The 26,007-nt window shown below is 68.2% G+C and carries 23 protein-coding genes; 13 read left to right on the top strand and 10 right to left on the bottom strand.

Going from position 1 to position 26,007, the window contains the following annotated elements; all coding sequences use genetic code 11:
• Positions 1–9 precede the first annotated feature (9 nt).
• Both JR064_RS14625 and JR064_RS14620 read right to left on the bottom strand, forming a co-directional pair.
• Positions 10–933 carry a VOC family protein gene (locus tag JR064_RS14625; protein WP_179570229.1) on the bottom strand — a complete coding sequence of 308 codons (924 nt, stop codon included), beginning with the start codon at positions 931–933 and terminating at the stop codon, positions 10–12.
• 152 nt (positions 934–1,085) lie between these two features.
• Positions 1,086–1,547, bottom strand: coding sequence for a winged helix-turn-helix transcriptional regulator (locus tag JR064_RS14620; RefSeq protein ID WP_206230199.1), 462 nt, complete (start codon positions 1,545–1,547; stop codon positions 1,086–1,088).
• 161 nt (positions 1,548–1,708) lie between these two features.
• On the opposite strand from JR064_RS14620, the gene JR064_RS14615 reads away from it, so the two are divergent.
• Positions 1,709–2,617: an SDR family oxidoreductase gene (locus JR064_RS14615; RefSeq protein ID WP_206230198.1), complete on the top strand. Its 909-nt coding sequence runs from the start codon at positions 1,709–1,711 to the stop codon at positions 2,615–2,617.
• A gap of 27 nt (positions 2,618–2,644) precedes the next feature.
• Here JR064_RS14615 and mnmE read toward each other — a convergent pair whose 3' ends face one another.
• The 5 genes from mnmE to rpmH form a co-directional block, all read right to left on the bottom strand.
• Complete coding sequence (mnmE, locus tag JR064_RS14610; protein ID WP_206230197.1) at positions 2,645–3,985, bottom strand: tRNA uridine-5-carboxymethylaminomethyl(34) synthesis GTPase MnmE; 1,341 nt, start codon at positions 3,983–3,985, stop codon at positions 2,645–2,647.
• 29 nt (positions 3,986–4,014) lie between these two features.
• Positions 4,015–6,759 carry a polysaccharide deacetylase family protein gene (locus JR064_RS14605; RefSeq protein WP_206230196.1) on the bottom strand — a complete coding sequence of 915 codons (2,745 nt, stop codon included), beginning with the start codon at positions 6,757–6,759 and terminating at the stop codon, positions 4,015–4,017.
• Positions 6,760–6,853: 94 nt separating this feature from the next.
• Positions 6,854–8,593, bottom strand: a complete 1,740-nt coding sequence (gene yidC / locus JR064_RS14600; RefSeq protein WP_206230195.1) for a membrane protein insertase YidC — start codon at positions 8,591–8,593, stop codon at positions 6,854–6,856.
• Positions 8,594–8,611: 18 nt separating this feature from the next.
• A complete protein-coding gene (gene rnpA, locus JR064_RS14595; protein ID WP_206230194.1) occupies positions 8,612–9,049 on the bottom strand; it encodes a ribonuclease P protein component in 438 nt (145 codons plus the stop codon).
• Positions 9,050–9,087: 38 nt separating this feature from the next.
• The gene (gene rpmH / locus JR064_RS14590; protein WP_003469983.1) at positions 9,088–9,228 is read right to left on the bottom strand and encodes a 50S ribosomal protein L34; all 141 of its coding nucleotides are present in this window, start codon (positions 9,226–9,228) and stop codon (positions 9,088–9,090) included.
• Between the two features lie 258 nt (positions 9,229–9,486).
• Here rpmH and dnaA point away from each other — a divergent pair, with 258 nt between their 5' ends.
• From dnaA to JR064_RS14530, 12 genes are all read left to right on the top strand, one after another.
• A complete protein-coding gene (gene dnaA, locus JR064_RS14585; RefSeq protein WP_179570243.1) occupies positions 9,487–10,827 on the top strand; it encodes a chromosomal replication initiator protein DnaA in 1,341 nt (446 codons plus the stop codon).
• A 325-nt stretch (positions 10,828–11,152) separates the two neighbouring features.
• On the top strand, positions 11,153–12,253 hold the full coding sequence (dnaN, locus tag JR064_RS14580; protein ID WP_179570245.1) for a DNA polymerase III subunit beta: 1,101 nt from the start codon (positions 11,153–11,155) through the stop codon (positions 12,251–12,253).
• 362 nt (positions 12,254–12,615) lie between these two features.
• Positions 12,616–13,716 carry a DNA replication/repair protein RecF gene (gene recF, locus JR064_RS14575; protein ID WP_206230193.1) on the top strand — a complete coding sequence of 367 codons (1,101 nt, stop codon included), beginning with the start codon at positions 12,616–12,618 and terminating at the stop codon, positions 13,714–13,716.
• A gap of 113 nt (positions 13,717–13,829) precedes the next feature.
• Positions 13,830–16,292: a DNA topoisomerase (ATP-hydrolyzing) subunit B gene (gene gyrB / locus JR064_RS14570; RefSeq protein ID WP_206230192.1), complete on the top strand. Its 2,463-nt coding sequence runs from the start codon at positions 13,830–13,832 to the stop codon at positions 16,290–16,292.
• 81 nt (positions 16,293–16,373) lie between these two features.
• A complete protein-coding gene (locus JR064_RS14565; protein WP_179570251.1) occupies positions 16,374–17,225 on the top strand; it encodes a CPBP family intramembrane glutamic endopeptidase in 852 nt (283 codons plus the stop codon).
• A gap of 67 nt (positions 17,226–17,292) precedes the next feature.
• A complete protein-coding gene (locus JR064_RS14560; RefSeq protein ID WP_179570253.1) occupies positions 17,293–18,099 on the top strand; it encodes a M48 family metallopeptidase in 807 nt (268 codons plus the stop codon).
• 157 nt (positions 18,100–18,256) lie between these two features.
• Positions 18,257–19,450: a tetratricopeptide repeat protein gene (locus tag JR064_RS14555; protein ID WP_179570255.1), complete on the top strand. Its 1,194-nt coding sequence runs from the start codon at positions 18,257–18,259 to the stop codon at positions 19,448–19,450.
• 151 nt (positions 19,451–19,601) lie between these two features.
• The gene (locus JR064_RS14550) at positions 19,602–20,225 is read left to right on the top strand and encodes an energy transducer TonB (protein ID WP_206230191.1); all 624 of its coding nucleotides are present in this window, start codon (positions 19,602–19,604) and stop codon (positions 20,223–20,225) included.
• 93 nt (positions 20,226–20,318) lie between these two features.
• Positions 20,319–21,083, top strand: a complete 765-nt coding sequence (gene exbB / locus JR064_RS14545) for a TonB-system energizer ExbB (RefSeq protein WP_179570259.1) — start codon at positions 20,319–20,321, stop codon at positions 21,081–21,083.
• A 42-nt stretch (positions 21,084–21,125) separates the two neighbouring features.
• Entirely contained in the window at positions 21,126–21,551 is a 426-nt protein-coding gene (locus JR064_RS14540) for an ExbD/TolR family protein (protein WP_184414452.1), read from the top strand.
• A gap of 3 nt (positions 21,552–21,554) precedes the next feature.
• Complete coding sequence (locus JR064_RS14535; protein ID WP_039004766.1) at positions 21,555–21,968, top strand: ExbD/TolR family protein; 414 nt, start codon at positions 21,555–21,557, stop codon at positions 21,966–21,968.
• A 421-nt stretch (positions 21,969–22,389) separates the two neighbouring features.
• On the top strand, positions 22,390–22,797 hold the full coding sequence (locus JR064_RS14530; RefSeq protein WP_179570263.1) for an ExbD/TolR family protein: 408 nt from the start codon (positions 22,390–22,392) through the stop codon (positions 22,795–22,797).
• 488 nt (positions 22,798–23,285) lie between these two features.
• Here JR064_RS14530 and JR064_RS14525 read toward each other — a convergent pair whose 3' ends face one another.
• The 3 genes from JR064_RS14525 to cls form a co-directional block, all read right to left on the bottom strand.
• Positions 23,286–24,038: a pyridoxine 5'-phosphate synthase gene (locus tag JR064_RS14525; protein ID WP_206230190.1), complete on the bottom strand. Its 753-nt coding sequence runs from the start codon at positions 24,036–24,038 to the stop codon at positions 23,286–23,288.
• 13 nt (positions 24,039–24,051) lie between these two features.
• The gene (locus tag JR064_RS14520; protein WP_179570267.1) at positions 24,052–24,321 is read right to left on the bottom strand and encodes a hypothetical protein; all 270 of its coding nucleotides are present in this window, start codon (positions 24,319–24,321) and stop codon (positions 24,052–24,054) included.
• 180 nt (positions 24,322–24,501) lie between these two features.
• Positions 24,502–25,974 carry a cardiolipin synthase gene (cls, locus tag JR064_RS14515; RefSeq protein ID WP_206230189.1) on the bottom strand — a complete coding sequence of 491 codons (1,473 nt, stop codon included), beginning with the start codon at positions 25,972–25,974 and terminating at the stop codon, positions 24,502–24,504.
• Positions 25,975–26,007: the final 33 nt, after the last annotated feature.

Raw genomic sequence — 26,007 nt, 5'->3', positions numbered from 1 at the left:
CGTCCCCGCTCAATGCGCCAGCGGGCTATGGATCTCGGCGACGTAACCGCCCGGGAATTCCACCACCGCGCTGCGCCGGTCCTGCGCGGCGAACGGCGCCACCAGCACCCGCACGCCGGCCGCCTTGGCCTTGTCCAGGGTCTGCTGCAGGTCCTCGACTTCGTAACCGGTGGTGTCGCGGCCGTACGGATACGGCAGGTGACCGTCGCTGACCGCCACCGTGGTCTTGCCGAAATCCGAGAGCAGGCGGATGCGCCGGTAGTGTTCGCCGGGGCGGCCGATCTCCTGTCCCGGCGCCTGCCGCGCATCGTCCACGAGCTTGCCGTGGGAGAAGGCGAGGAAGCTGCGCACGAAGGCGTCGGCGCGGTCCGGCGACAGATACACACGGTTCTCCGGCAGCGTGCGGAACGCCGCGTACGACGGCGCGGTGGTATGCCAGTACAGCTGTGTGTTGACCCCACCCGGCCATTGCACCACCGCATCGCGGCCGATCGGGTCGGGGAACGGCGCGACCAGCACGTCGGCACCGGCGGCGCGCGCCGCGGCCACCGCCTGGTCCAGGTCGCGCACCAGCAGGCCGTTGCGCTCGGCGCCGAACGGATGCGGGACCGGCGTGGTGAAGCCGAACAGCGAGACCGTGCCGACCGGGGTCTGCAGCAGCTGCGAGGTGGTGCTGCTCGGCGTCGGCGTCACCGTCGCCACCACCTGGCGCGTGCTGGTGCCACCGAAGGTGGCCAGGAAGCTGGCGACGAAGCGGTCCACATCGGCCGGCGCGACGTAGACGTGGGTGGTGTCGTACTGCGGGGCGACCGCGACCGGCGGCGTGGCGGCGGAGCGCACGGCCGCCGACGGCGAGTGCGCGGCCATCGCGGCGAACGCGCCGAGCGACAGCAGGCTCGACGACAGCAGGGCGGCGGCGATTTTCGAACGCATACGGACTTCCTCGGCTGCACGAAGGCCGGCGCCGCGGCAACGGCGCTGGCAACCGGCACGCGATGCGCCGGCAACGGCATGCTGCGCGAGCGCGCGGCGGAGGTATTGGAAATTGGCGCGGTCTTGCGCCGCCGTGCGCGGCGCGGCGCCGGCTACGCGCGGCGGCGGCTGTCGCTGGCCGTGGCATCCGCCAGTGCGCTTTCGAACGCGGCGCGCGCCGCGCGCACCGCGGCGTGATTGGCCTCGGCCCACTGCACCAGCTGCGCCAGCGGCGCGGCCAGCGACTGCCCCAGCATGGTCAGCCGGTATTCCACGCCCGGCGGCACCAGCGGCAGCACCGCGCGCGCGACCAGGCCTTCGCGCTGCAGGTCGCGCAGGGTCTGGGTCAGCATGCGCTGGGAAATGTCCGGCACCGCGCGGCGCAGTTCGCCGAAGCGGTGCGGGCGCTCGGCCAGCAGCAACAGGAACAGGGTGCTCCACTTGTCGCCGATCTGCGCCAGCACGTCGCGCACCGGGCATCGGTCGATCGGCATGCCCTCGCCGCGGTAGTCGCGCAGCTTCTGGCTCAGCGGTGGCGCGGCCGACACGGCGGCAAACGGCGCGGAGGCGGACATGGCGGTTACCTCGAGGTAATCAGGGGCGGGAAAAGTGCCGTCTTTACAGCCCTGCGGCGATCCCTACTATGCACCTGGTTCCTTTTCCAGACCACCACGGTCGGGTTGCACGGCAGCGCCGCTTGGCGAGCTCCGGCACCGGCCACTCCCCAAGGAAACCCATGTCCACTCATCCCGACTCCCTGCTCGTCACCGGCGCCGGCGGCCAGTTCGGCCAGCGCGTGCTGGCCCACCTGCTGGACACGCTGCAGCTGCCGCCGGCGCGCATCGTGGCCCTGACCCGCCGTCCCGAGACCCTGAGCGCCTGGGCGGCGCGCGGCGTCGAGGTCCGCCACGGCGACTTCGACGCACCCGCATCGCTCGACACCGCGTTTGCGGGCGCGGGACGCCTGCTGCTGATCAGCACCGACGCGATCGACCGCCCCGGCCATCGCCTCGCCCAACACCAGGCGGCGATCGCCGCGGCCGCACGCGCCGGCGTGCGCCATGTGGTCTACACCTCCTGCCCCGAACCGCAGGATTCGCCGCTGCTGATCGCCGCCGACCACGCCGGCACCGAGGACGCGTTGGCCGCCAGCGCCCTGCCCGGCTGGACCGTGCTGCGCAACCACTGGTACTTCGAGAACCTGTTCATGAGCCTGCCGTCGGTGCTGGCCTCGGGCCATTGGTACAGCGCCGCCGGCGACGGCCGCATCGCGCATATCGCCCGCGACGACCTGGCGCGCGCTGCCGCGGTCGCGCTGGCCGGCGGCGGCGAGGCCAGGCGCACGCTGACCCTCAGCGGCGCGCGCGCCTACAGCACCGCCGAGATCGCCGCGTTGGTCGCGCAGACGCTCGGCAGGCCGATCCAGGTCGTGCCGGTCCCGGTCGAAGGCCTGGTCCAGGGCATGGTCGGCGCCGGGCTGCCGGAGCCGCTGGCGCGCGTGCTGGCCTCGTTCGACAGCAACACCGCCGCCGGCCGCGTGGCCACCGTCACCGGCGACTACCAGGCGCTGACCGGGCAGGCGCCGCAGCCGTTCGAACAGTGGCTGCAGGCCAACCGCGCGCAGCTCGCCGCGCTGGCGCCCTGAGCGCCGCGGGCAAGGGGGGAGCGTGCCCTACTTGCCGATGCAGAAGCTGGAGAAGATCCGTCCCAGCAAATCGTCGGCACTGAGATGGCCGACGATCTCGCCGAGCGCGGCGTGCGCCAGGCGCAGTTCCTCGGCGGCCAGTTCCAGCCGCTCGTAGCCCAGTTCGGCGGCTGCGGCCGCGGCGTGCTCCGCGGCGCGCTGCAGCGCCTCCACATGGCGTGCACGCGCGGAGAATTCGCCGTCGCTGCCGTCGCCGGCGGCATGCCCGGCGATCGCACGCAGGTGTGCATGCAGTTGCGCCAGGCCGCTGCCCGTGGCGGCGGAAACGTACACGCTGTCGGCTGTCGCCTGGGGTATCGCCTCGAGCAGGTCGCTCTTGTTGTGGATCCACAGCCGCTGCGGCACGTCGGCGATGGCTTCGGCGATGGCGGCGCGGCCGGCGTCCGCAGCGCGCGCATCGAGCACGATCAGCGCCAGGTCGGCGCGCTGCAGTTCCAGCCGCGCGCGGCGCATGCCTTCGCGCTCGATCGCATCGCCGCCGTCGCGCAGGCCGGCGGTGTCCACCAGGGTCAGTTCCACGCCATCCAGGCGCACCGTCTCGCGCAAGGTGTCGCGGGTGGTGCCAGCGATGTCGGTGACGATCGCGCGCTCGCTGCCGGCCAGCGCGTTGAGCAGCGAACTCTTGCCGGCGTTCGGCGGCCCCACCAGCACCGCGTGCAGGCCGTCGCGCAGACGCCGGCCGCGCTCGGCGTCCAGCAGCAGTTGCACGAGGTCCGCACGTGCCTGTTCCAGGCCGGCGCGGACCTGTTCGCCGCCCAGCGTGTCCAGCGATTCGTCGGCGAAATCGATCGCCGCCTCGGTGTGGATGCGCAGCCGGACCAGATGCTCGGCCAGGGCTTCGACGCGGCGCGAGAACACGCCGTCCAGCGACCGGCGCGCCGCGCGCGCCGCGCGCAGGTCGCCGGCGGCGATCAGGTCGGCGATCGCCTCGGCCTGGGCCAGGTCCAGCTTGCGGTTGAGGAAGGCGCGCTCGCTGAACTCGCCCGGCCGCGCCGGCCGCGCGCCGAGTTCGCAGCAGCGCGCAACCAGTTGCCGCAACAGCACCGGGCTGCCGTGCGCCTGCAGCTCCAGCACGTCCTCGCCGGTGAAGCTGCGCGGCGCCGGGAACCACAGCGCGATGCCGTCGTCGAGCGTCTCTCCCTGCGCATCGCGAAAGCGCGCATAGCGCGCCGTGCGTGCGGGCAAGGTACCCAGGCCGAGACCGGCGCCGATCGCCGCGGCCAGGCGCCCGGACACGCGCACCACGCCGACCCCGCCCGCACCCGGGGCGGTGGCGATGGCGGCGATGGTGTCGGCGGCGTGCGGCATGGCGAAGAACGTTCCGGCGGCGCTGCAGGCTACAACGTCTGCAGCTGGGTGCGCGCGTAGGCCGCCGAGGCGCCGCTCGGCTGCAGTTCCAGATAGGTCTGGAACGCGTGTTTGGCCTTGGCCGCATCGCCCATCTGCCGGTACGCATCGCCGAGATTGATGTAGGCCACCGCGCGCGAGGGATCGATCTTCAGCGTGTTCTCCAGCCAGCGCGCGGCCTGTGCGTACTTGCCCTGGCGGTAGTAGATGAAGCCGAGATTGTTGGCCGCCAGCGCGAAGTCCGGTCGCAGCTTCAGCGCTTCGGTGAACTGCGCCTCGGCCTCGTCGTAGCGCTTTTCCTTGTACAGCTGCAGGCCGCGGTCGTTGGCGCGCTGCGCCTGCTGGCGATCGGACAGCGGCCCGGCGGCGGCCGGCACCGCCAGCGGCCGCTCGCCGCCCTGCAGGTCCTTGACCACGGTAGGCTTGGCCGCCGGTGCCGCGGCCGATGCAGCCGTCGCCGTGGCGGGCGTGGCCACCGCCGGCACCGCCGCCGCGACCCGGTCGTTCATCGCGATCGCCGCCGAGGATAGCTGCTGGGTGTTGGCGGTCAGGAACTCGTCGCCGTCCGGCACCTGCAGCACGAACTCGCCGCCCTGCGAGCCGGGCAGGCTGCCGAACGCCGGCGTCTGCGGCGAGATGCTCGACACCGCCGGCGCCACGTACGCGGCCAGTTCGGTGCCGGTGATCAGGCCGTCGCCGTTGAGGTCGCCCTTGCCCGACAGCGCCTGCAGCAGCACCCAGGTGAACACCGAATGGCCGTTGGGGCCGCTGTCGGCGACCTGCTGGTCGGCGCCGCCGGCGGTGAGCATCTGCCGCGCCACGCGCCGCGCGTTCTCGCGCAGATAGGCGCCGGTGCCGCCGCCGCCGCGGGTCAGGCCCAGGCCGCTGTAGCAGGCGTCCATCACGAACAGCACGTGCTTGGCTTCCAGGCTCTCGGCGATGTCCTGGATCTCGGTCATCGGGATCGCGTCGGTGGCGAACTGCGCCGGGTCCGAGTCGGCCGGCACGATGTAGCCCAGGTCGCGCCCGGAGGCGAGCTTGCGGGTGGCGCCATGCCCGGCGAAGAACACGAACACGCGGTCGTTCTTGCCCACCCCGCCGTGCGCCAGGCGGTCGTGGAACGCGGCCAGGATGTTGTTGCGGGTGGCCTCCTGGTTCTTCAGCACGATCACCTGCGACGACGGGAAACCGAAGCTGCCGGTCAGCGTCTGCGCGATCGCCTGCGCGTCGTTGGCCGCGTACTGCAGCTTGGGCCAGTGCGCGTAGTCGTCGATGCCGATCACGATCGCCCACGACTTGTCGTAGCCGCTGGTCACCGCCGGCGCCGCGGCGTTGGCCGCCGCGCGCGCCACGCTGAAGTCGCGCCCGTTCCAGGCGGCGAACTGGTAGCCGTCGGCGCTGAGCCGGTCCAGGATCTGCGGCAGCGCCTTGACCGTGCGTGCGTGGATGTCGTGGAACAGCAGGATGCCGCGCTGCTCGCGGCCGACCTGCTCGAGCACGCGCTGCACGATCGATTCGGGCACCGGATCGGCCCAGTCCAGCGAGTCCACGTTCCACATCACCGACTTCAGCCCGGCTTCGCCGAGGATCTGCATGCCTTCGGCGTTGCGCGCGCCGTACGGGAAGCGGAACAGCGGCGCGCGCTTGGCATCGACCGCGCGCAGCATGCGGTCGGTGTCCAGGATCTGGCTGCGCAGCGCGGCGCCGGTTTCCTTGGACAGCTGCGCGTGGGTCAGGCTGTGGTTGCCGACCGTATAGCCCTGCTCCATCAGCTCGCGGCTGACGCTGGCCAGCGGCGCCAGTTCGACCTTGCCGTCGGCATCGAGCTTGCCCAGGTTGCGGCCGACCTCGAAGAACGTGGCCGGCACGTCGTAGCGCTTGAGGATGGCGACGATCTCGTCGGTGTACTCGCGATGCGGGCCGTCGTCGAAGCTCAGTACCACCGTCTTCGGCGGCAGGTCGCGGCCGAACACCTCGCGGTCGCTGTCTTTCATCGACATTGGATACGGGGTGATCACCCCGTAGTCGCGCAGGATGCGTTCGCGCGTGTACAGCGTGCCCAGATGCGCGACGTAGTCCTCCCACTTCTCGCGCTTCTGCACGATCGCGCGGGTGCGGTCGAAACGGCTGAAGATCGCGGTGATCTCGCGGTTGTAGCTGCGCTCGATCTCGTCCAGCGCTTCCAGATCCTCGCCGATGCGCTGGTGCAGCTTGATCGCCGGCAGCGAGGAATCCTTGCCGATGCGCGTCTGCCAGTCGGCCAGGATCTCGCGGAACGCCAGGCGGTCGGCGTCGTACAGGTCCGGCGCCGATTCGACGTAGTCCAGTAGCGCGCCGACCGCGGCGAAACGCTGCGCGTCCGGCTGCGCCAGCAACGCATCGAACTGCTTGGCCAACGCGTCGCGCCGCTCCAGGCCTTCGTGGAACAGCTGCTGGCCGACGCCGCTGGAGGTCTGCCGCTCGGCCGGCGACTGCTTGGCCTCGTCGGCCAGCAGCACGATGATCTTGCGCTGCGCCGCCAGCTGTTCCTGCAGCTGCGTGCGGATCGCCGCGGCCTGCGCCTGCAGCGCGGGCGAACCCGGCAACGGCGTGGCGTCGGTGTCCGCCGCGTGCGCGGACGGCGCGGCGCCCGCGGCGGTGGCCGTGGACGACGTGCTGCGCTGGCAGCCCGGCAGCGCAAGCGCGAGCAGGCACAGCGCGGTGGACAGCAGGGAGACGGAACGGCGGTCGAGCATGGCCCGGGACTCGCAAGGACGGTGGCAGGACAGGCGGGCGCGCAGTGCCGCGGCCGCATACGCAACGCCCGCCTGGCGGCGGGCGTTGTCGGATTTACTTCTTCGTCTTGGCCGGTGGTTTGGCGCCGGCACCGGCCGTGGCCGGCTCGCCGTGGCGCTTGGTCATCCACCACTGCTGCAGCAGGCCCAGCGAACCGTTGGTGACCCAGTACAGCACCAGGCCCGACGGCACGAAGGCCATCATCACGCCGAACACCAGCGGCATGAACTGCATCATCCGCGCCTGCATCGGGTCCATGCCCGGCGACGGCGTCAGCTTCTGCGTCAGCCACATCACCGCCACGTTGATCACCGGCAGGATGAAGTACGGATCGCGTGCGGTCAGGTCCTGGATCCAGGCGAACCACGGCGCCTGGCGCAGCTCCACCGATTCCACCAGCACCCAGTACAGCGCGAAGAAGATCGGCATCTGCACCAGCACCGGCAGGCAGCCGCCCATCGGATTGATCTTCTCCTTCTTGTACAGCTCCATCATCGCCGTCTGGAACTTCTGCTTGTCGTCGCCGTAGCGCTCCTTGAGCTGCTGGATGCGCGGCTGGAACTTGCGCATCTTGGCCATGCTCTTGTACTGCGCGGCCGACAGCGGATACAGCACCAGCTTGAGCAGGATCACCAGGCCGACGATCGACCAGCCCCAGTTGCCGAGCAGGGTGTGCAGGTGGCTGAGCACCCAGAACAGGCCCTGGCCCAGGATCGCCATCAGCGAGAACCGGCTGTAGTCGACCACGCGGTCCAGGCCGCGCACGTTTTCCTTGGCGATCTGGTTGACCAGCTTCGGGCCGACCCACAGCCGCGCCTCGCTGCTGGCGCGCGCGCCGGGGGCGACGGTGAAGCCCGGGCCGCGCGCCTCGATCACGTGGCGCGGGCCGTCGTTGGACAGCACGTACACCGCCTCCTGGTCGGCCTGCGGGATCCAGCCGGTGAAGAAGTGGTGCTGCAGCAGCGCGATCCAGCCGCCCTTGATGGTCTGGTTGACCGGGCCGTCTTCCAGGAAATCCTTGAACGCACGGCGCTGGTAGCCATCCTGCGCGCTGAACCAGGTGGCGCCGTTGAAGCTGAAGGAATCCGGGTTGGTCATGCCACGGCTGACAATGGTCGGCACCCGGCTCAGCTTGCGGAACACGTAGCCCTGCCAGGGCTTGCTGCCCTGGTTGATGATCTCGTCCTTGATCTGCACCGCGTAGTGGCCGCGCTGCACGGTGTAGACGCGGCGGATGCTGATGCCGTCCGGGCCGTTCCACACGAACGGCACCTGCAGCGCGTCCTGGCCCTTGGCCAGCACGTAGTCCTTGCCCGGCTGTTCCGGACGGAAACCGCCCGGACCCGGCGACGGCGCGTTGTTTTCGCCGACCCAGCCGCTGGTGGCGGTATACGGATGCACCGGATCCTCGGTCAGCAGCGCCACCGGCGGGCTGCCGGGCTGCTTGGTCTGCGGGAACAGCAGCAGGTCCGCGTCGAACACGCTGCGCCCGTCCAGGGTCAGGTGCAGCACGTCGGTGGTGATGGTGACCCGCGGCGCGGCACCGGCGGCGACCGGCGCGGCGGTCTCGCTGGCGGCGCCGGGCACGGCTGCAGCGCCGGATTGGGTGGCACGCGGCACCGCCGGTGCGCCGCTGGCGCCGGCATCGGCGTCCTGCGCGGGCGGCACCGTGGTCGCGGCCGCAATGGCGGTCGCATCGGCCGCAGGCGCGGCGTGCTCCTTGTTCCACTCCATCCACAACAGGGCCGCGACCATCAGCCAGGCAAAGATCAGGAAAAGGCGGGTCTGGTTCATCGGACAGGCAAGCTCGGCTCAGCCAGAAACGGGTTCTGACTTGGAAGTGGGGGAAGAAGGAGAGAGGGGCGGCGGCATTGTGCCGTCCGCAGCCGGGGCCGGCAATGCGCCAGCGCGACGCAGCAGGCGCAGATAGGCCTGGCGCAGCTGTTCGCCGCTGGCCTGGGCGGCGGCGCTGCGCGCCACCACCACATAGTCGCCCGGCGCCAGCCACGGCAGCAGATGCCGCGTGGCGTCGCGCAGGACGCGTTTGATGCGATTGCGAACCACCGCGCGCTTGTCGACCTTGCGCGACACGGCAAGGCCGAGCCGCGCAGGGTGATCGGCGCTGCGCCAGTGCAGGCTCATCAGCGGTTCGGAGCAGCGGCGTGCGGCATCGAACACGATGCGGTATTCCGCAGACGTGCGAACCCGCGCAGAGCGAGGAAATCGCCTACGCGGGTCGGGATGATTCACGGTCCGGATTGCAGGCGCCGCCTGGGGCGGCGAAGCAATCAAGCGCTAAGGCGCTTGCGGCCCTTGGCGCGGCGGCGGGCCAGGATCTTGCGGCCGTCGGCGGTCGCCATACGGGCACGGAAGCCATGGTCGCGCTTGCGCTTGAGGTTGCTGGGCTGGAATGTGCGCTTGGTGGCCATCGGGGCGCTCTGTCTGAATGAGGCGGAAAGAACCGGAAATTCTATAGAACCAACCGGGGTGCGGTCAACTGCTCTTTATCCGGCGCCAAGACGGGCGCTGCGTGCGGCCTGTGGATGGATCTGTGCATAGATGCGGGAAAACCATTCCAGACCCTGCGTGCCGATGGTAGTCTGACCCATCCGCTTTCCTCTTTTCACCGGCCGAGTGCGCCGCGATCGTTCGCGCCTCACGCCTGGTCTCTCAATGAATTACATCTGATGGATGCTTGGCCCCGTTGCCTGGAACGTCTGGAAGCTGAATTTCCAGCCGAGGACGTTCACACCTGGTTGAAACCGCTGCAAGCCGAACAGCGCCATGACAACAGCATGGTCCTGTACGCCCCGAACGCCTTCATCGTCGAACAGGTGCGCGAGCGCTACCTGGCGCGGATCCGCGAACTGATGACCTATTTCGCCGGCAGCGGCGAAGTGGCGTTGCAGGTCGGCTCGCGTCCGCGCGCGCCGGAGCCGGTGGCCCCGGTCGCCAGCGATGCGGCCGCCGCGCGCACGCCGCCGGCGCCGTTGCTGGAACCGTTCGCCGGCAACCTCGACTCGCACTACACCTTCGCCAACTTCGTCGAAGGCCGCAGCAACCAGCTCGGCCTGGCCGCGGCCACGCAGGCGGCGCAGAAACCCGGCGACCGCGCGCACAACCCGCTGCTGCTGTACGGCAGCACCGGCCTGGGCAAGACCCACCTGATGTTCGCCGCCGGCAACGCGATGCGCGAGCAGAACCCCAACGCGCGGGTCATGTACCTGCGCTCGGAACAGTTCTTCAGCGCGATGATCCGCGCGCTGCAGGACAAGACCATGGACCAGTTCAAGCGCCAGTTCCAGCAGGTGGACGCGCTGCTGATCGACGACATCCAGTTCTTCGCCGGCAAGGACCGCACCCAGGAAGAGTTCTTCCACACCTTCAACGCGCTGTTCGACGGCCGCCAGCAGATCATCCTGACCTGCGACCGCTACCCGCGCGAGGTCGAAGGCCTGGAGCCGCGGCTGAAGTCGCGCCTGGCCTGGGGCCTGTCGGTGGCGATCGACCCGCCCGACTTCGAGACCCGTGCAGCGATCGTGCTGGCCAAGGCGCGCGAACGCGGCGCCGAGATCCCCGACGACGTGGCGTTCCTGATCGCCAAGAAGATGCGCTCCAACGTACGCGACCTGGAAGGCGCGCTCAACACGCTGGCGGCCCGCGCCAACTTCACCGGCCGCGCGATCACCACCGAGTTTGCCCAGGAGACGCTGCGCGATCTGCTGCGCGCGCAACAGCAGGCGATCGGCATCCCCAACATCCAGAAGACCGTGGCCGACTACTACGGCCTGCAGATCAAGGACCTGCTGTCCAAGCGCCGCACCCGCTCGCTGGCGCGGCCGCGGCAGGTGGCGATGGCGTTGACCAAGGAACTGACCGAACACAGCCTGCCGGAGATCGGCGATGCGTTCGCCGGCCGCGACCACACCACCGTGCTGCACGCCTGCCGGCAGATCAAGCACCTGATGGAGACCGACGGCAAGCTGCGCGAGGACTGGGACAAGCTGATCCGCAAGCTGAGCGAGTAGCGGGCCGGCACTGCGCCGGAGAGGCGCGGATCCGCACCCTTGCGAACGCTCCGGTGCGGCATGGTCGGAAGCGCCGGATAAATCGGTGCATGACTTCGCGACAAATCCGGTAGAAACTGTGGATAAAGTGCAGCGCGGCGGCGCCGGCAAAACTATCCACAGGTTTCCCCACCCCTTCAGGGGCAGTAATACCCGGGATTGAGAGGGCGAAAAACCCTTGCATTCCAGATAGTTAAGCTACCTTTGCACCGAAAATCGCTCTACCATCACCACCAAGCTTTTGATTTATTCCATATCTTTTTAAAGCATAGGGGCACGGAACCACATGCGTTTCACACTGCAGCGCGAAGCCTTCCTCAAGCCATTGGCGCAAGTCGTCAATGTGGTCGAACGCCGCCAGACCTTGCCGGTTCTGGCCAACTTCCTGGTGCAGGTGCACGACGGGCAACTGTCGCTGACCGGTACCGACCTGGAAGTGGAAATGGTGTCGCGTATCGCGGTCGACGACGCCCAGGACGGCGAAACCACGATTCCGGCACGCAAGCTGTTCGAGATCATTCGGGCGCTGCCCGACGGCAGCAAGATCACCGTCTCGCAGACCGGCGACAAGATCACCGTGCAGGCCGGACGCAGCCGCTTCACCCTGGCCACGCTGCCGGCCAACGATTTCCCCTCGGTCGACGAAGTGGAAGCCACCGAGCGGGTGCTGGTGCCGGAAGCGGCGCTGAAGGAACTGATCGAGCGCACCGCGTTCGCGATGGCGCAGCAGGACGTGCGCTACTACCTCAACGGCCTGCTGTTCGACCTGCGCGACCAGACCCTGCGCTGCGTGGCCACCGATGGCCATCGCCTGGCGCTGTGCGAGACCGAGCTGGAGAACGCCGGCGGCGCCAAGCGCCAGATCATCGTGCCGCGCAAGGGCGTGACTGAGCTGCAACGCCTGCTGGAAGGCGGCGATCGCGAGGTCGAGCTGGAAGTGGGCCGTAGCCACGTGCGGGTCAAGCGCGACGATGTCACTTTCACCTCCAAGCTGATCGACGGCCGTTTCCCCGATTACGAAGCGGTGATCCCGATCGGCGCCGACCGCGAGGTCAAGCTGGATCGCGAGGCGCTGCGCGCCGCGCTGCAACGTGCGGCGATCCTGTCCAACGAGAAGTACCGCGGCGTGCGCGTGGAAGTCTCGCCGGGCCAGCTGAAGATCAGCGCGCACAACCCCGAGCAGGAAGAAGCGCAGGAAGAGATCGAGGCCGACACCAAGGTCAGCGACCTGGCGATCGGCTTCAACGTGAACTACCTGCTCGACGCGCTGTCGGCGCTGCGCGAGGAGTTCATCGTGATCCAGCTGCGCGACGCCAACTCCTCGGCCCTGGTCCGCGAGGCCAGCAGCGCCCGCTCGCGCCACGTGGTGATGCCGCTGCGCCTCTGACCTGCGCAGGGAGTTAGTGTTCCACGTGGAACACAACAAGAAACCCGGCCTCGTGCCGGGTTTTCTTTTGCCCGGGTGAGCCGGCGCTCTTGACGCCCCGACTTGCTCCCTGTGGGAGCGACTTCAGTCGCGACGGGGGGACTTACCGCTGCCGATCGATGTCTCCAGGAACACGCCTTTGGGCGCGAATGGCCTCGCAGGACCAGCCATTTCCCAGGCTCGCCGACCGCATCGACCCAAACCCCGATCGCCAGGCGTCGCCCGCGACAGGACGTTCGCGACAGCTTTGGGTATGCTGCCGCCCTACCCTGATGAGCCGACCCGCGTGCGCCCGGTGCGAGCGCCTCGCCCCGATTCCGCGTATGCACGTCTCCCGCCTCGATCTTCATCACCTGCGCCGCTTCGCCGCGTTGGAACTGGCGCCTGCGCCGGGCTTGAACCTGATCACCGGCGACAACGGCGCCGGCAAGACCACCATCCTCGAGGCCATGCACCTGATGGCCTACGGCCGCAGCTTCCGCGGGCGGGTGCGCGATGGCCTGGTCAGCCAGGGCCAGGACGCACTGGACGTGTTCGTCGAATGGCAGGAACGCGGCCCGGAGCCGCAGCAACCGCGCCGCCGTCGCGCCGGGCTGCGCCATAGCGGCCAGGACTGGCGTGGCCGGCTCGATGGCGAGGACGTGGCCTACCTCGGCACGCTCTGCGCGGCGTTGGCGGTGGTCACCTTCGAGCCGGGTAGCCACGTGCTGGTCAGCGGCGGTGGCGAACCGCGCCGGCGTTTCGTCGATTGGGGCCTGTTCCACGTGGAACCTGACTTCCTGGGGCTGTGGCGTCGCTACGCGCGGGCGCTCAAGCAGCGCAATGCCCTGCTGAAAAGCGGCGGCGGCGGCGCGGCCCTGGATGCCTGGGACCACGAGCTGGCCGAGGCCGGCGAACCGCTCACTTCCCGCCGCGAGCATTACCTGGAACGCCTGCTGCAGCGCCTTTTGGCGCTGGGTCCGGAGCTGGCGCCAGCGCTGGGTATCCAGCACCTGCAGTTCGCGCCGGGTTGGCGCCGCCACGAGGTGCCGCTGGCCGATGCGCTGTTGCTCAACCGCGAGCGCGACCGCCAGTACGGCTATACCTCGGTCGGGCCGCACCGTGCCGACTGGAGCCTGGAGTTCGCGGCCATCCCCGGCCGCGACGCGCTGTCGCGCGGCCAGGCCAAGCTCACCGCCCTGGCCTGCCTGCTGGCCCAGGCCGAGGACTATGCCGAGCAACGCGGGGAGTGGCCGGTGATCGCCCTGGACGACCTGGCCTCGGAACTGGACCAGCACCACCAGCGGCGCGTGCTGCAGCGGCTGCGGGCCGGGCCGGCGCAGGTGTTCGTCACCGCGACCGAAACCCCGCAGGCCCTGGCCGACATGGCGTTGCCGATCGCGCGGTTCCACGTGGAACATGGGCGCCTGCTGGTCCAGCCTTAGGCTCGCGGGGGCTGGGTGCCCGTGGCTGCTATAATTCCTGTCATTCCCTTATCGAGCGGCGCGAACCGGCCCCGGCCTGTCTTCGCCGCCTTGTGGAGCCTACGGCACGCGCAATGACCGACGAACAGAACACCCCACCAAGCACCGGCAACTACGACGCGAACAGCATCACCGCCCTGGAAGGCCTCGAGGCGGTTCGCAAGCGGCCTGGGATGTACATCGGCGACGTCCATGACGGCACCGGCCTGCATCACATGGTGTTCGAGGTCGTCGACAACTCCATCGACGAGGCCCTGGCCGGACACGCCGACCACGTCTCGGTGACGATCCACGCCGACGGTTCGGTATCGGTGTCGGACAACGGGCGCGGTATCCCGGTCGGCAAGCACGAGCAGATGAGCAAGAAGCTCGGCCGCGAGGTGTCGGCGGCCGAGGTGGTGATGACCGTGCTGCACGCCGGCGGCAAGTTCGACGACAACAGCTACAAGGTCTCCGGCGGTCTGCACGGCGTCGGCGTCAGCGTGGTCAACGCGCTGTCGGAGAAGCTGCTGCTGGACGTGTTCCAGGGCGGCGCCCATTACCAGCAGGAATTCAGCAACGGCGCGGCCGTCGCCCCGCTCAAGAAGCTGGGCGAGACCGGCAAGCGCGGGACGACCGTTCGTTTCTGGCCATCGGTCCTGGCGTTCCACAACAACGTGGAATACCACTACGACATCCTGGCGCGTCGCCTGCGCGAGCTGTCCTTCCTCAATTCCGGGGTCAAGATCGTGCTCGCCGACGAGCGCGGCGAAGGCCGCCGCGACGACTTCCACTACGAAGGCGGCATCCGCAGCTTCGTCGAGCACCTGGCGCAGCTGAAGACCCCGCTGCACCCGCACGTGATCTCGGTCAGCGGCGAGCACAACGGCATCACCGTGGAAGTGGCGCTGCAGTGGACCGACTCCTACCAGGAGACGATGTACTGCTTCACCAACAATATCCCGCAGAAGGACGGCGGCACCCACCTGGCCGGCTTCCGCGGCGCGCTGACGCGCGTGCTCAATACCTACATCGAGCAGAACGGCATCGCCAAGCAGGCCAAGATCAACCTGACCGGCGACGACATGCGCGAAGGCATGATCGCCGTACTGTCGGTGAAGGTGCCGGATCCGAGCTTCTCCAGCCAGACCAAGGAAAAGCTGGTCAGTTCCGACGTGCGGCCGGCGGTGGAGACCGCGTTCGGCGCGCGCCTGGAGGAATTCCTGCAGGAAAACCCCAACGAGGCCAAGGCCATCGCCGGCAAGATCGTCGATGCCGCGCGCGCCCGCGAGGCCGCGCGCAAGGCGCGCGACCTGACCCGCCGCAAGGGCGCGCTGGACATCGCCGGCCTGCCCGGCAAGCTGGCCGACTGCCAGGAGAAGGATCCGGCGCTGTCGGAGCTGTTCATCGTCGAGGGCGACTCGGCAGGCGGCTCGGCCAAGCAGGGCCGCAACCGCAAGAACCAGGCGGTGCTGCCGCTGCGCGGCAAGATCCTCAACGTGGAACGCGCGCGCTTCGACCGCATGCTGGCCTCCGACCAGGTCGGCACGCTGATCACCGCGCTGGGCACCGGCATCGGCCGCGACGAGTACAACCCGGACAAGCTGCGCTACCACCGCATCATCATCATGACCGACGCCGACGTCGACGGCGCGCACATCCGCACCCTGCTGCTGACGTTCTTCTACCGGCAGATGCCGGAGCTGATCGAGCGCGGCTACATCTACATCGGCCTGCCGCCGCTGTACCGGCTCAAGCAGGGCAAGCAGGAGCTGTACCTGAAGGACGACAACGCGCTCAACGCCTACCTGGCCAACAGCGCGGTCGAGGGGGCCGCGCTGATTCCCGCCAGCAACGAGCCGCCGATCACCGGTGCGGCGCTGGAGAAGCTGCTGCTGCTGTTTGCCAGCGCCAACGAGGCGGTGGCGCGCAATGCGCACCGTTACGATCCGGCGCTGTTGACCGCGCTGATCGACCTGCCGCCGCTGGACGTGGCGCAGCTGGAAGCCGAGGGCGACCGCCACCCGAGCCTGGAGGCCCTGCAGGCCGTGCTCAACCGCGGCAGCCTGGGCACCGCCCGCTACGAGCTGCGCTTCGAATCGGCAAATGAGCAGAAATCGGCGACGTTGACTGTTGTTCGTCGCCACATGGGCGAAGAACTGATTAGTTGGGTGCCCATGACGGCTTTCGAAGGCGGCGAACTGCGTCCGCTGCGCGAGGTCGCGCTGGCGTTGAACGGGCTGGTCCGCGAAGGCGCGCAGATCGTGCGCGGCAACAAGACCCAGTCGATCAGCAGCTTCGCCCAGGCGCATGCCTGGTTGTTCGACGAGGCCAAGAAGGGCCGGCAGATCCAGCGCTTCAAGGGCCTGGGCGAAATGAACGCCGAGCAGCTGTGGGAAACCACGGTGAACCCGGATACGCGTCGCCTGCTGCAGGTACGCATCGAGGACGCGGTGGCCGCCGACCAGATCTTCAGCACCTTGATGGGCGACGTGGTCGAGCCGCGCCGCGATTTCATCGAGGAAAACGCGCTGAAGGTCGCCAACCTCGACATCTGACGCGGCATCGCCGCCGCCCCCGGCTCGTGCCGGGGGCCGGCATCGTTCCGCTCCCCTAGCCTGCTCTCGCCCAGGATCGCGATGACCTCGCTGCCGTCGCCTACGCCCGCCACGCCCCCGCTCACCCAGGCCGCGCCGCCGTCCGGCTGGGGCAAGCCGGTGCTCGGTTTCGTCCTCGACGTGCTGCTTGCCGCGGTCGTGCTGTTGGCCGTCAGCGTGCTGTCCGGCCTGGTCTGGGGCGTGGTGCGCGGCTTCCAGGTCACCATGGAACTGCGGGCGCAGGGCATTGCCGCCGATCGGCTGGCCTCGGCCGTGGCCTCCCAGCTCGGCCAGCCCGGGGCGCTGGCGCAGCTGCTGATCGCCCTGGTCAGCACCCTGTCCGCGGCCTTGCTGCTGTATTTCCTGCGCCGCCCGGCCAGCGCGGCCGAACGCCGCGCCTCCTGGCAGGCCGCGCGCGTGCCGGCAACCTGGGGTTGGGTGCTGCTGGTCGCGGTGGCGGTGTTCGTGGGCAGCAGCGTGCTGTCCAACCTCGGCGCGCAGCTGGGGATCAAGCCGGTGCCGACCAACCTGCCGCTGATGCGCGAAGCGATGACGCAGATGCCGTTGTTCCTGGTCGTGTTCGCGGTGCTGATCGCCCCGGCCTACGAGGAACTGCTGTTCCGCCGCGTGCTGTTCGGGCGCCTGTGGGATGCCGGCCGGCCGCGGTTGGGCATGGTGCTCAGCGGCGCCGCATTCGCGCTGGTGCACGAATTGCCCGGCACCACCGGCAATGGCGTGGCCGAAACCCTGCAGCTGTGGCTGGTCTACGGCAGCATGGGCGCCGCGTTCGCATGGCTGTACAAGCGCACCGGCACGTTGTGGGCGCCGATCGCCGCGCACGGGCTGAACAATGCCGTCGCTGTCGCGGCGTTGTACTGGTTTGGCACAACTTGAAGATTTGTTTGACGAAAAGTTAAGACGTGTGCCACCACACTGCGATGCGTGTCATAGGGGGACCCGTATGAAGAAGGTTGTACTGGGGGCATCGATCGCGGTGCTGCTGGCAGCGTGCGCGACCACTACCTCGCCGACCGGGCGTACCCAGGTCGTGGGTGGCGTGTCGCAGCAGGAACTCGATCAACTCGGCCTGAAGGCCTTTGCCGAGACCAAGGCCAAGGAGCCGATCGACTCCGATCCGAAGCGCAATGCCTACGTGCGCTGCGTGGTCAACGCCCTGGTCGCGCAGTTGCCGCCGCAGTGGCGCGGCACCGCATGGGAAACCGCCCTGTTCGACGACAAGGAACCCAACGCGTTCGCGTTGCCCGGCGGCAAGGTCGGTGTCAACAGCGGCATCTTTACCGTGGCCAAGAATCAGGATCAGCTGGCGGCGGTGCTCGGCCACGAGATTGGCCACGTGATCTCGCGTCACCACGAAGAACGCATCACCCGCCAGATGGGCACCCAGACCGGCCTCAGCCTGCTCGGCGCGCTGGCCGGTGCGCGCTACGGCAGCGCCGCGGCCGACACGGTGGGCCAGGTCGGCGGCATGACCGCGCAGGCCGCGTTCCTGCTGCCGGGTTCGCGCACCCAGGAAAGCGAGGCCGACGTGGTCGGCCAGCGGCTGATGGCGCAGGCCGGGTTCGACCCGGCGCAGGCGGTGGATCTGTGGAAGAACATGATGGCCGCCGGCGGCCAGCGCCCGCCGCAATGGCTGTCCACCCACCCCGATCCCAGTGCCCGCATCGGCGAACTGCAACGCGATGTCGCTACGCTTGAGCCCGTGTATGCGCAGGCGCGCAGCGCCGGGCGGACGCCGAAGTGCGGTTGAGCGCATCGGCGCCGCCGCGCATGGGCGCGCGCCGTGCATGGCAATGCGTCCTAAAAACGTTTTCACCACGTACAGGTTTCTGTTAGTTTTGCTGGCTCGGCCCTGGATGGCCGCTCCGTCTTCCGTGCCGCTCAGGGCGGTTCCACCGAGGTGATCCATGAAATTCAGTATCCGCAAGCAAGCGCTGTTGTCCCTGGTGATCACTGCTGCCCTCGGCGGCGCGGTGGTGACCGACGCTGTCGCGCAGTCCGATCGTTCCGAGCAGCGCTCCTCGCGCAAGTCCAAGAACGAAAAGGCCGCGGTGATGTTCCCCAACGCCACCCGCCAGGAGCCGACCGGCAAGCCGTCGGCCAAGCTCGGCAGCAAGCTGCAGAAGCTGATCGACACCTATAACAAGGGCGAGGACTACGCCGGCGTGCGCACCCAGGCCGACGAGATCCTGGCCAATAGCGCGGCCAACGAATACGACAAGTCGATCGCCGCGCAGCTGGCCGCGCAGGCCGCCTACAACCTGGACGACAGCAAGGCCGCCAAGCAGTACCTGCAGCAGGCGATCCAGTTCAACGGCCTGGACAACAACGGCCACTTCCAGTCGATGCTGATGCTGGCGCAGCTGCAGCTGCAGGACGACGAGACCGCCGCCGGCCTGGCCTCGCTGGACAAGTTCCTGGCCGAATCCAAGTCGACCCGCCCGGAAGACCTGATCCTCAAGGGCCAGGCGCTGTACCAGACCGAGCGCTACCAGGAGGCGATCCCGGTGCTGCAGCAGGCCATCGCCGCGTCGCCCCAGCCCAAGGACAGCTGGAACCAGCTGCTGATGGCGTCCTACGCCGCCGCCGGCCAGACCGGCGAAGCGGTCAAGGCCGCCGAAGCGCTGGCGGCGAAGACGCCGAACGACAAGAAGGCCCAGCTCAACCTGGCCAGCATGTACATGCAGGCCGACCAGATGGACAAGGCCGCCGCGGTGATGGACAAGCTGCGTGCCGCCGGGCAGTTGACCGACGAGAAGGAGTACAAGCAGCTGTACTCGATCTACGCCAACACCGACAAGAAGGAAAAGGACGTCATCTCGGTCATCAACGAAGGCCTGCAGAAGGGCATCCTCAAGCCTGACTACCAGACCTATCTGGCGCTGGCGCAGTCGTACTACTACACCGACCAGGTGCCGCAGGCGATCGAGAACTGGCAGAAGGCCGCGCCGTTGTCCAAGGACGGCGAAACCTATCTGAACCTGGCCAAGGTGCTGCACCAGGAAGGCCGCATCCCGGAAGCCAAGCAGGCCGCGCAGCAGGCGCTCGCCAAGGGCGTCAAGAAGCCGGAAGACGCCAAGAAGATCATCAATCTGAAGTAAAAAGCAAAAAAAGCCCCCGAAAACCAGTGCTTAAAGTAGTGCAGGTCACAGGGATTGGTATAAGCTTGGAGGTTCCTGCGGTGTCAAGCCGCCTGAACTGGGATTCAGATTCGTCGCGAATCCCGGCCCCCCTAAATCGAGTCATTGGCGCATGACGGAACAATTGGTCATCAATCGGCATTACGACAGAGATGAAGCTTCCGGCCTCAGCTGGCCGCGCATCATCGGTATTGCCTTCGTAATCGCGCTGCATCTGGCAGCGCTGATGTTGTTGCTGATTCCAGCCGTTGCGCCGAAGGCGGCAGCGGAGAAGGAACGCAACATCGTCGTCACCCTGGTCGACGCCCCGCCGCCGCCGGTCAAGAACCTGGCGCCGCCGAAGCCGACCCCGTTGCCGCCGCCGCCGGAAGCCCCGGTGATCGATGTGCCGGAGCCGCGCCCGAGCGACATCGCCACGCCGCCGTCGCCGCCGTCGCCGCCTGCTGCCGCGACCGACATCGGCGCCAGCGTCGATATCTCGTCGAAGAACATGAACCCGCCGAAGTACCCGCCGTCCGCATTCCGGTCGGGCGCGGAAGGCGAGGTGATCCTGATCATCGATGTCGATGCAAACGGTAACGTCACCAACGTTTCCGTCGAGAAATCCAGCCGCAATCGCGATCTGGACCGCGCCGCCATGGAAGCAGCGCGCAAGTGGCGGTTCAATTCCGCTGTCGTCAATGGACAGAAGACCGCCGGCCGCGTCCGCGTACCGGTCAACTTCGCGCTGAACTGATACAAAGGCAGCAGGCCGGCGCACCCGCCGGTCTGCAGGCCCTGTCTACTCTTTGCACCACCCTCATCACCACACACAACAAAGGTAAGCGTCATGCTGCAGGAAATTTTCATCGCCGCTGCTGCGGGGGGCAACAACGCATCGAACGCCCTGTCGCAGATGGGCTTCGAGCACCTGATCACCGAGATGACCTCCAAGCCGGGTGACTTCGCCGTCTCCTGGGTGGTGCTCATCACCCTTATCATCATGTCGGCGTCGTCCTGGTACTGGACCGTCATCAACATCTTCCGCGCCACCCGTCTGAAGGGCCAGGCCGATCGCGTCACCAGCCTGTTCTGGGACACCCCGAATGCGCAGGACGCCATCCGTGCGATGGAAGAGCAGCCGGCCAGCGAGCCGTTCTCGAAGATCGCGCTCGACGCCGCTCAGGCCGCTGCGCACCACCAGCGCGCCGAAGCCGGTGCCGGCACCGGCCTGGGCGAGACCCTGAGCCGTTCGGAGTTCGTCGACCGCGCCCTGCGTCAGGCCGTGACCCGCGAAAGCACCAAGCTGCAGTCGGGCATGACCCTGCTGGCCACCGTCGGTGCGACCGCGCCGTTCGTCGGTCTGCTGGGTACGGTGTGGGGCATCTACGGCGCGCTGATCAAGATCGGTGCCACCGGCTCCGCCTCGATCGACGCCGTTGCCGGCCCGGTGGGTGAAGCGCTGATCATGACCGCGATCGGTCTGTTCGTCGCGATCCCGGCCGTGTTCGCGTTCAACTTCTTCAGCAAGGTCAACAGCTCGACGATCGCCAAGTTCGATACGTTCGCCCACGACCTGCATGACTTCTTCGCCACTGGTTCGCGCGTTCGCTGATCCGCGGTCGAGTAGTCCACGCAACGATTAACGGAGCCCGTTATGGCTTTCAGTAGTGGTAACAGCGGCGGCCCCATGGCCGACATCAACGTCACGCCCCTCGTGGACGTGATGCTGGTGCTGCTGATCATCTTCATCATCACGGCACCGCTGATGTCCCACAAGGTCAAGGTGGAGCTGCCCCAAGCCAACCTGAAGCAGGATCCGGACAAGGACGAAAAACGTTCCAATCCGATCACGCTGGCGGTCAAGGAAGACGGGTCGCTGTACTGGAACGACGAGCCGATTTCCAAGGAAGCCCTGGAATCGCGCTTCTCCACCGCTGCCCAGCAGACCCCGCAGCCGCCGCTCAACCTGCGTGGCGACCGCACGACCAAGATGCGTACGATCAACGAGATCACCAAGATCGCGCAGGGTCAGGGCATGCTGGACGTCGGCTTCGTTGCGACCAAAGAGAAGGGGAACTGAGCCATGGCGTTCAGCTCAGGAAGCGGCCGTGGTCCCATGGCCGACATCAACGTCACGCCGCTGGTCGACGTGATGCTGGTGCTGTTGATCATCTTCATCGTGACCGCGCCGATCATGACCTACCCGATCGACGTGGACCTGCCGCAGCGAGTGATCAACCCGCCGCCGCAGTTGCGCGATCCGCCGCCGCCGATCGATCTGCGTATCGATGCGTCGAACCAGCTCTTCTGGAACAACAGCCCGGTGGCTGTGACGGCGCTTCCGCAGATGATGGAAAACGAAGTACAGCGCGATCCGACCAACCAGCCGGAACTGCGCATCGATGCCAATCCGGATTCCGAATACGAAGTGATGGCCAAGGTGCTGGCCGCCGCCAAGAATTCGGACATGAAAAAGATCGGCTTCGTGCAGCAATAAGCTCTACCGCAACACCTCAGTCATGACGCGACTGCAACGCCACCGGCAACGGTGGCGTTTTTTTTTGGGCGGCGTCGTGCAAACCGGCAGGAGATCGACGCCGGCATGCGACTGCTCGCAGGTTCGGCAACGCGCCGTCGGACCCATTGTGGGAGGCGACTTCAGTCCCGACCGGCTGCACCCTCGATGCAACGCCTGTCGGCAACCGACGACCGTTTGCGCCGAAAGCCGATGCTTTCCTCCTCCTGGCCCATAAGCGGAAAACCGCGTTGGCAGACGGCTGCGCGATGCTCCGCGGTGCCGCACCGCCAATCACGCCCCACGGCATCTCCAGCGTCCTGCGCCTGGCCCCTCGCGCGGCGCCCTGTCCCAGGTGTAGGCTGGAGATGCGACACCACAACCACAGGACAGGAGGCAGGCCATGGCTTTCAGTACCGCAGGGAACCGGGGACCGTTGTCGGAAATCAATGTCACGCCGCTGGTCGATGTCATGTTGGTGCTGTTGATCATCTTCATCGTGACCGTGCCGCTGGTGACGCGGCCGATCACCATGAACCTGCCGCAGCGTGTCGACACGCCGCAGCGGCCGCTCGAGCCGCCGCCGCCGATCCAGTTGCGCCTGGACGCCAGCGGCCAGCTGTTCTGGAACGCCAGTCCCCTGCCCCTGGCCGAGCTGCAGCCGCGGCTGCAGGAGGCGATGGCGCAGGCCGCCGGCAACACCCCGGAGCTGCGCATCGAGGCCAACCCCGATGCCGAATACGAGGTGATGGCCAAGGTGTTGGCCGCGGCCAAGAACGCGCAGGTGGACCGCATCGGCTTCGTGCAGTGATACGTTCTAGCGCAACAGCTCCGTCATGACGGACTGCAAACGCCACCGGCAACGGTGGCGTTCTTTTGTTTGGCGATGGAGCGAAAACAAAAGTGCCGCCGTCGGTTTTGTTGTGGCGTCGTTTGTGCCGATATAGCTTCTCGAGAAGAGCGAGCTTCCCATCGCCACGGTGCAGCGCACGCCCGATCCATATGAAATGGATTGGCTCCCGAACGCGCGCGCTCCGCTTTTACCGTCCAGCGCGGCACTAGCGCCGGCTGACAATGCCCATCGTGGGAGCGACTTCAGTCGCGACGAACTCTATCGATAAGGCCCGTCGCGACTGAAGTCGCTCCCACAGGTCGCAATTGGCATGACGATTCGCAACGGGGCGGCCCAGGCCATTGGTTCCGACGGCCTCAGGTCGGCAGGCTCGGCCGTTGCCGATGGCCTGCTCTCCCCCAGAGACTCCCGCACAAGCTCCCGTCTCTGCTCGAAACGCAGATGGGCTACCGCGCAGCAGCCAGGATCTGGAGATACGCCTTCACCGTGGCATCGAGTCCGGCGTACAGCGCTTCGCCGATCAGCGCGTGCCCGATCGACACCTCCAGCACCTGCGGCACCGCGGTCAGGAACGCGCCGAGGTTGGCCTGGGCCAGGTCGTGGCCGGCATTGACGCCCAGCCCGGCGGCCTGCGCGCGGCGCGCGGCCGCGGCGAAGGCGGCCGGCGCTGCGGCGTCGCCGCGGTCGAACGCTTCCGCATACGGCCCGGTGTACAGCTCGACGCGGTCGGCGCCGAGTTCGGCGGCGCGTGCCAGGTCCGGGTTGTCGGCATCCACGAACAGGCTGACCCGGCAGCCCAGGGCCTTCAGCTCGGCGACCAGCGGACGCAGCCGTTCGCTGTCGCGAGCGAAGTCGAAGCCATGGTCGGAGGTCAGTTGGCCGTCGCCGTCCGGCACCAGGGTGGCCTGCGCCGGACGCACCTGCGCGCACAGCGGAATCAGCCCCGGATAGCCCGGCCGCGGCGGCGCGAACGGATTGCCTTCGATGTTGAATTCCACGCCGCGCGCGCGGGTCAGCTCGGCCAGCGCCAGCACGTCCTCGGCATGGATGTGGCGCCGGTCCGGGCGCGGGTGCACGGTGATGCCGTGCGCGCCGGCGTCCAGGCAGGCGCGCGCCGCCTCGAGCACGCTCGGCAGTTCGCCGCCGCGCGAATTGCGCAGCACCGCGATCTTGTTGACGTTGACGCTGAGTCGGGTCATCGGCGGGCGGCGCCTACGAGGAGATCGCGTCGTCGCTGGCCGCGGCGGCCGCCGCGCGGCGCGCCTCGGCCTGTTCGCGCAGCCGGCGCAGCTCGGCCGGATCGATCATCGGTGCCGCGTCGCGTTGGCTGGCGTCGCCGATCTTGGCCACGTACCAGCCGCGCGCCCAGGCAAGCAGGAATCCCAGCGCCGCCAACAAGGCCAGCACCAGCAACGACATGTGCGGCGTGGAGAACGCCAGGACGAAGGCAGCGAGCGCGAGCAGCAGAAAAAGCCAGTACATGACGATCTCCCCAAGGATGGGCGCAGTGTAGCGCCGCCCGGGCGACCGGTTCCACGGCGAACCGTCGGAACGGGCGTCGTGCCGCCATTCAAGCCGAGCCCGCAGGGTCTCGCTCGCATACGTCCCCGCTCCCTGGCACGCGCAAGCAAGGCGCGACCTGTCCGGGGATCGACGACGCGCCTACAGCAGCGGCGAGGTCAGCCGCGCCATCGCTTCGGGCAACCGGTAGCGCCACAGCGAACGCTTGCGGTCGTCGCGCACCTGCACTGCATCGGCGATCTCGCGGCCGATCAGCGTGGCCAGCTCCTGGGTCATCTGCCGGTCGCGGAACATCGCCGAGACTTCGAAATTGAGCCGGAAACTGCGGTTGTCGAAATTGGCGCTGCCGACGATGCACAGTTCCTCGTCGACGATCAGCGCCTTGCTGTGCAGCATGCGCGGGCCGTACTCGTAGATCTTGACCCCGGCCTGCAGCAATTCGTCGAAATACGAGCGCGCCGCCAGCGTCACCAGCCGCGAATCACTGCGCTTGGGCACCAGCAGGCGCACGTCGAGCCCGCCCAGCGCGGCCGAGGTCAGCGCCATGCGCGCGGCCTCGCCCGGCACGAAATACGGCGTCACCAGCCACACCCTGCGCTGCGCCTCGTAGATCGCCGCCACCTGCATGCGGTGGATGCTCTCCCACGACGAATCCGGACCGGACACCAGCACCTGCGCCTGGATCGCGCCGTCGTCGCGGCCGGGCATGTCGTGCGGCCAGATCTTCGCCATGTCGAAGGCGTCGCGGCCCTGGCGGGTGGCGTACAGCCAGTCCTCGACGAACACCAGCTGCAGGCTGCGCACCACGTGGCCCTCGCAGCGCACGTGCAGGTCGCGGTAGGCGTCGGGGCGCAGCGCCTCGTTCTCCTCGTCGGTGACGTTGATGCCGCCGGTGAAGCCGATGCGCCCGTCGATCACCACGATCTTGCGGTGGGTGCGCAGGTTCACCCACGGCCGCTTGAACTTGAACGGGCGCAGCAGCTGGGTGGGATGGAACCAGGCCGCCTCGCCGCCGGCGTCCAGCAGCGGCTGCAGGAAGCGCTTGCGCACCTGCGAGGAGCCCACCGCATCCAGCAGCAGGCGTACCTTGACCCCGGCGCGGGCGCGCTCGACCAGCGCATCGCGGATGCGCGTGCCGCTGCGGTCGGGATTGAAGATGTAGTACTCCAGGTGCACGTGGTGCTGCGCGGCGGCGATGTCGCGCACGATCGCCTCGTAGGTGGCGGCGCCGTCGACCAGCCATTGCGCGGTGGTCGCCGAACTCGGCGCCAGGCCGGTGGTGGCCTGGGCGATCTTGGCCAGCTCGGTGCAATCGGCGTCGGGCGGGCAGACGCTGCTGTAGTGCTCCATGCCCGAACGCGAGCGACCGCGACGCAGGCGTTGCCGCTTCACCTTCTGCGGGCCGAGCAGGTAGTAGATGACGAAGCCGAGGTACGGCAGCGCCGCCAGCGACAGCACCCAGCTCAGCGTCGCCGCCGGCTCGCGCTTCTGCAGCACGATCCAGCCGCTCAGCCACAGGATGTACAGCAGATAGGCGGCGGTGAGGTAGGCGCCGAAATGGGGAATGCCGGTCAGCCAGTCCCAGGTGTTCTGCAGGGTCGCGAATACGAACATCGGCGGATTCTACGGGGCCGGCGCGGCTCCTGC

It is taken from the genome of Xanthomonas bonasiae (assembly GCF_017163705.1).
GTDB lineage: Bacteria > Pseudomonadota > Gammaproteobacteria > Xanthomonadales > Xanthomonadaceae > Xanthomonas_A > Xanthomonas_A bonasiae.
This window is presented reverse-complemented; position numbering and strand designations above follow the sequence as displayed.

Excerpts from the sequence above, each read along its gene's own strand:
- JR064_RS14625 (WP_179570229.1), bottom strand. The coding sequence starts at position 933 with ATGCGTTCGAAAATCGCCGCCGCCCTGCTGTCGTCGAGCCTGCTGTCG.
- JR064_RS14620 (WP_206230199.1), bottom strand. The coding sequence starts at position 1,547 with ATGTCCGCCTCCGCGCCGTTTGCCGCCGTGTCGGCCGCGCCACCGCTG.
- JR064_RS14615 (WP_206230198.1), top strand. The coding sequence starts at position 1,709 with ATGTCCACTCATCCCGACTCCCTGCTCGTCACCGGCGCCGGCGGCCAG.
- mnmE (WP_206230197.1), bottom strand. The coding sequence starts at position 3,985 with ATGCCGCACGCCGCCGACACCATCGCCGCCATCGCCACCGCCCCGGGT.
- JR064_RS14605 (WP_206230196.1), bottom strand. The coding sequence starts at position 6,759 with ATGCTCGACCGCCGTTCCGTCTCCCTGCTGTCCACCGCGCTGTGCCTG.
- yidC (WP_206230195.1), bottom strand. The coding sequence starts at position 8,593 with ATGAACCAGACCCGCCTTTTCCTGATCTTTGCCTGGCTGATGGTCGCG.
- rpmH (WP_003469983.1), bottom strand. The coding sequence starts at position 9,228 with ATGGCCACCAAGCGCACATTCCAGCCCAGCAACCTCAAGCGCAAGCGC.
- dnaA (WP_179570243.1), top strand. The coding sequence starts at position 9,487 with ATGGATGCTTGGCCCCGTTGCCTGGAACGTCTGGAAGCTGAATTTCCA.
- dnaN (WP_179570245.1), top strand. The coding sequence starts at position 11,153 with ATGCGTTTCACACTGCAGCGCGAAGCCTTCCTCAAGCCATTGGCGCAA.
- recF (WP_206230193.1), top strand. The coding sequence starts at position 12,616 with ATGCACGTCTCCCGCCTCGATCTTCATCACCTGCGCCGCTTCGCCGCG.
- gyrB (WP_206230192.1), top strand. The coding sequence starts at position 13,830 with ATGACCGACGAACAGAACACCCCACCAAGCACCGGCAACTACGACGCG.
- JR064_RS14565 (WP_179570251.1), top strand. The coding sequence starts at position 16,374 with ATGACCTCGCTGCCGTCGCCTACGCCCGCCACGCCCCCGCTCACCCAG.
- JR064_RS14560 (WP_179570253.1), top strand. The coding sequence starts at position 17,293 with ATGAAGAAGGTTGTACTGGGGGCATCGATCGCGGTGCTGCTGGCAGCG.
- JR064_RS14555 (WP_179570255.1), top strand. The coding sequence starts at position 18,257 with ATGAAATTCAGTATCCGCAAGCAAGCGCTGTTGTCCCTGGTGATCACT.
- JR064_RS14550 (WP_206230191.1), top strand. The coding sequence starts at position 19,602 with ATGACGGAACAATTGGTCATCAATCGGCATTACGACAGAGATGAAGCT.
- exbB (WP_179570259.1), top strand. The coding sequence starts at position 20,319 with ATGCTGCAGGAAATTTTCATCGCCGCTGCTGCGGGGGGCAACAACGCA.
- JR064_RS14540 (WP_184414452.1), top strand. The coding sequence starts at position 21,126 with ATGGCTTTCAGTAGTGGTAACAGCGGCGGCCCCATGGCCGACATCAAC.
- JR064_RS14535 (WP_039004766.1), top strand. The coding sequence starts at position 21,555 with ATGGCGTTCAGCTCAGGAAGCGGCCGTGGTCCCATGGCCGACATCAAC.
- JR064_RS14530 (WP_179570263.1), top strand. The coding sequence starts at position 22,390 with ATGGCTTTCAGTACCGCAGGGAACCGGGGACCGTTGTCGGAAATCAAT.
- JR064_RS14525 (WP_206230190.1), bottom strand. The coding sequence starts at position 24,038 with ATGACCCGACTCAGCGTCAACGTCAACAAGATCGCGGTGCTGCGCAAT.
- JR064_RS14520 (WP_179570267.1), bottom strand. The coding sequence starts at position 24,321 with ATGTACTGGCTTTTTCTGCTGCTCGCGCTCGCTGCCTTCGTCCTGGCG.
- cls (WP_206230189.1), bottom strand. The coding sequence starts at position 25,974 with ATGTTCGTATTCGCGACCCTGCAGAACACCTGGGACTGGCTGACCGGC.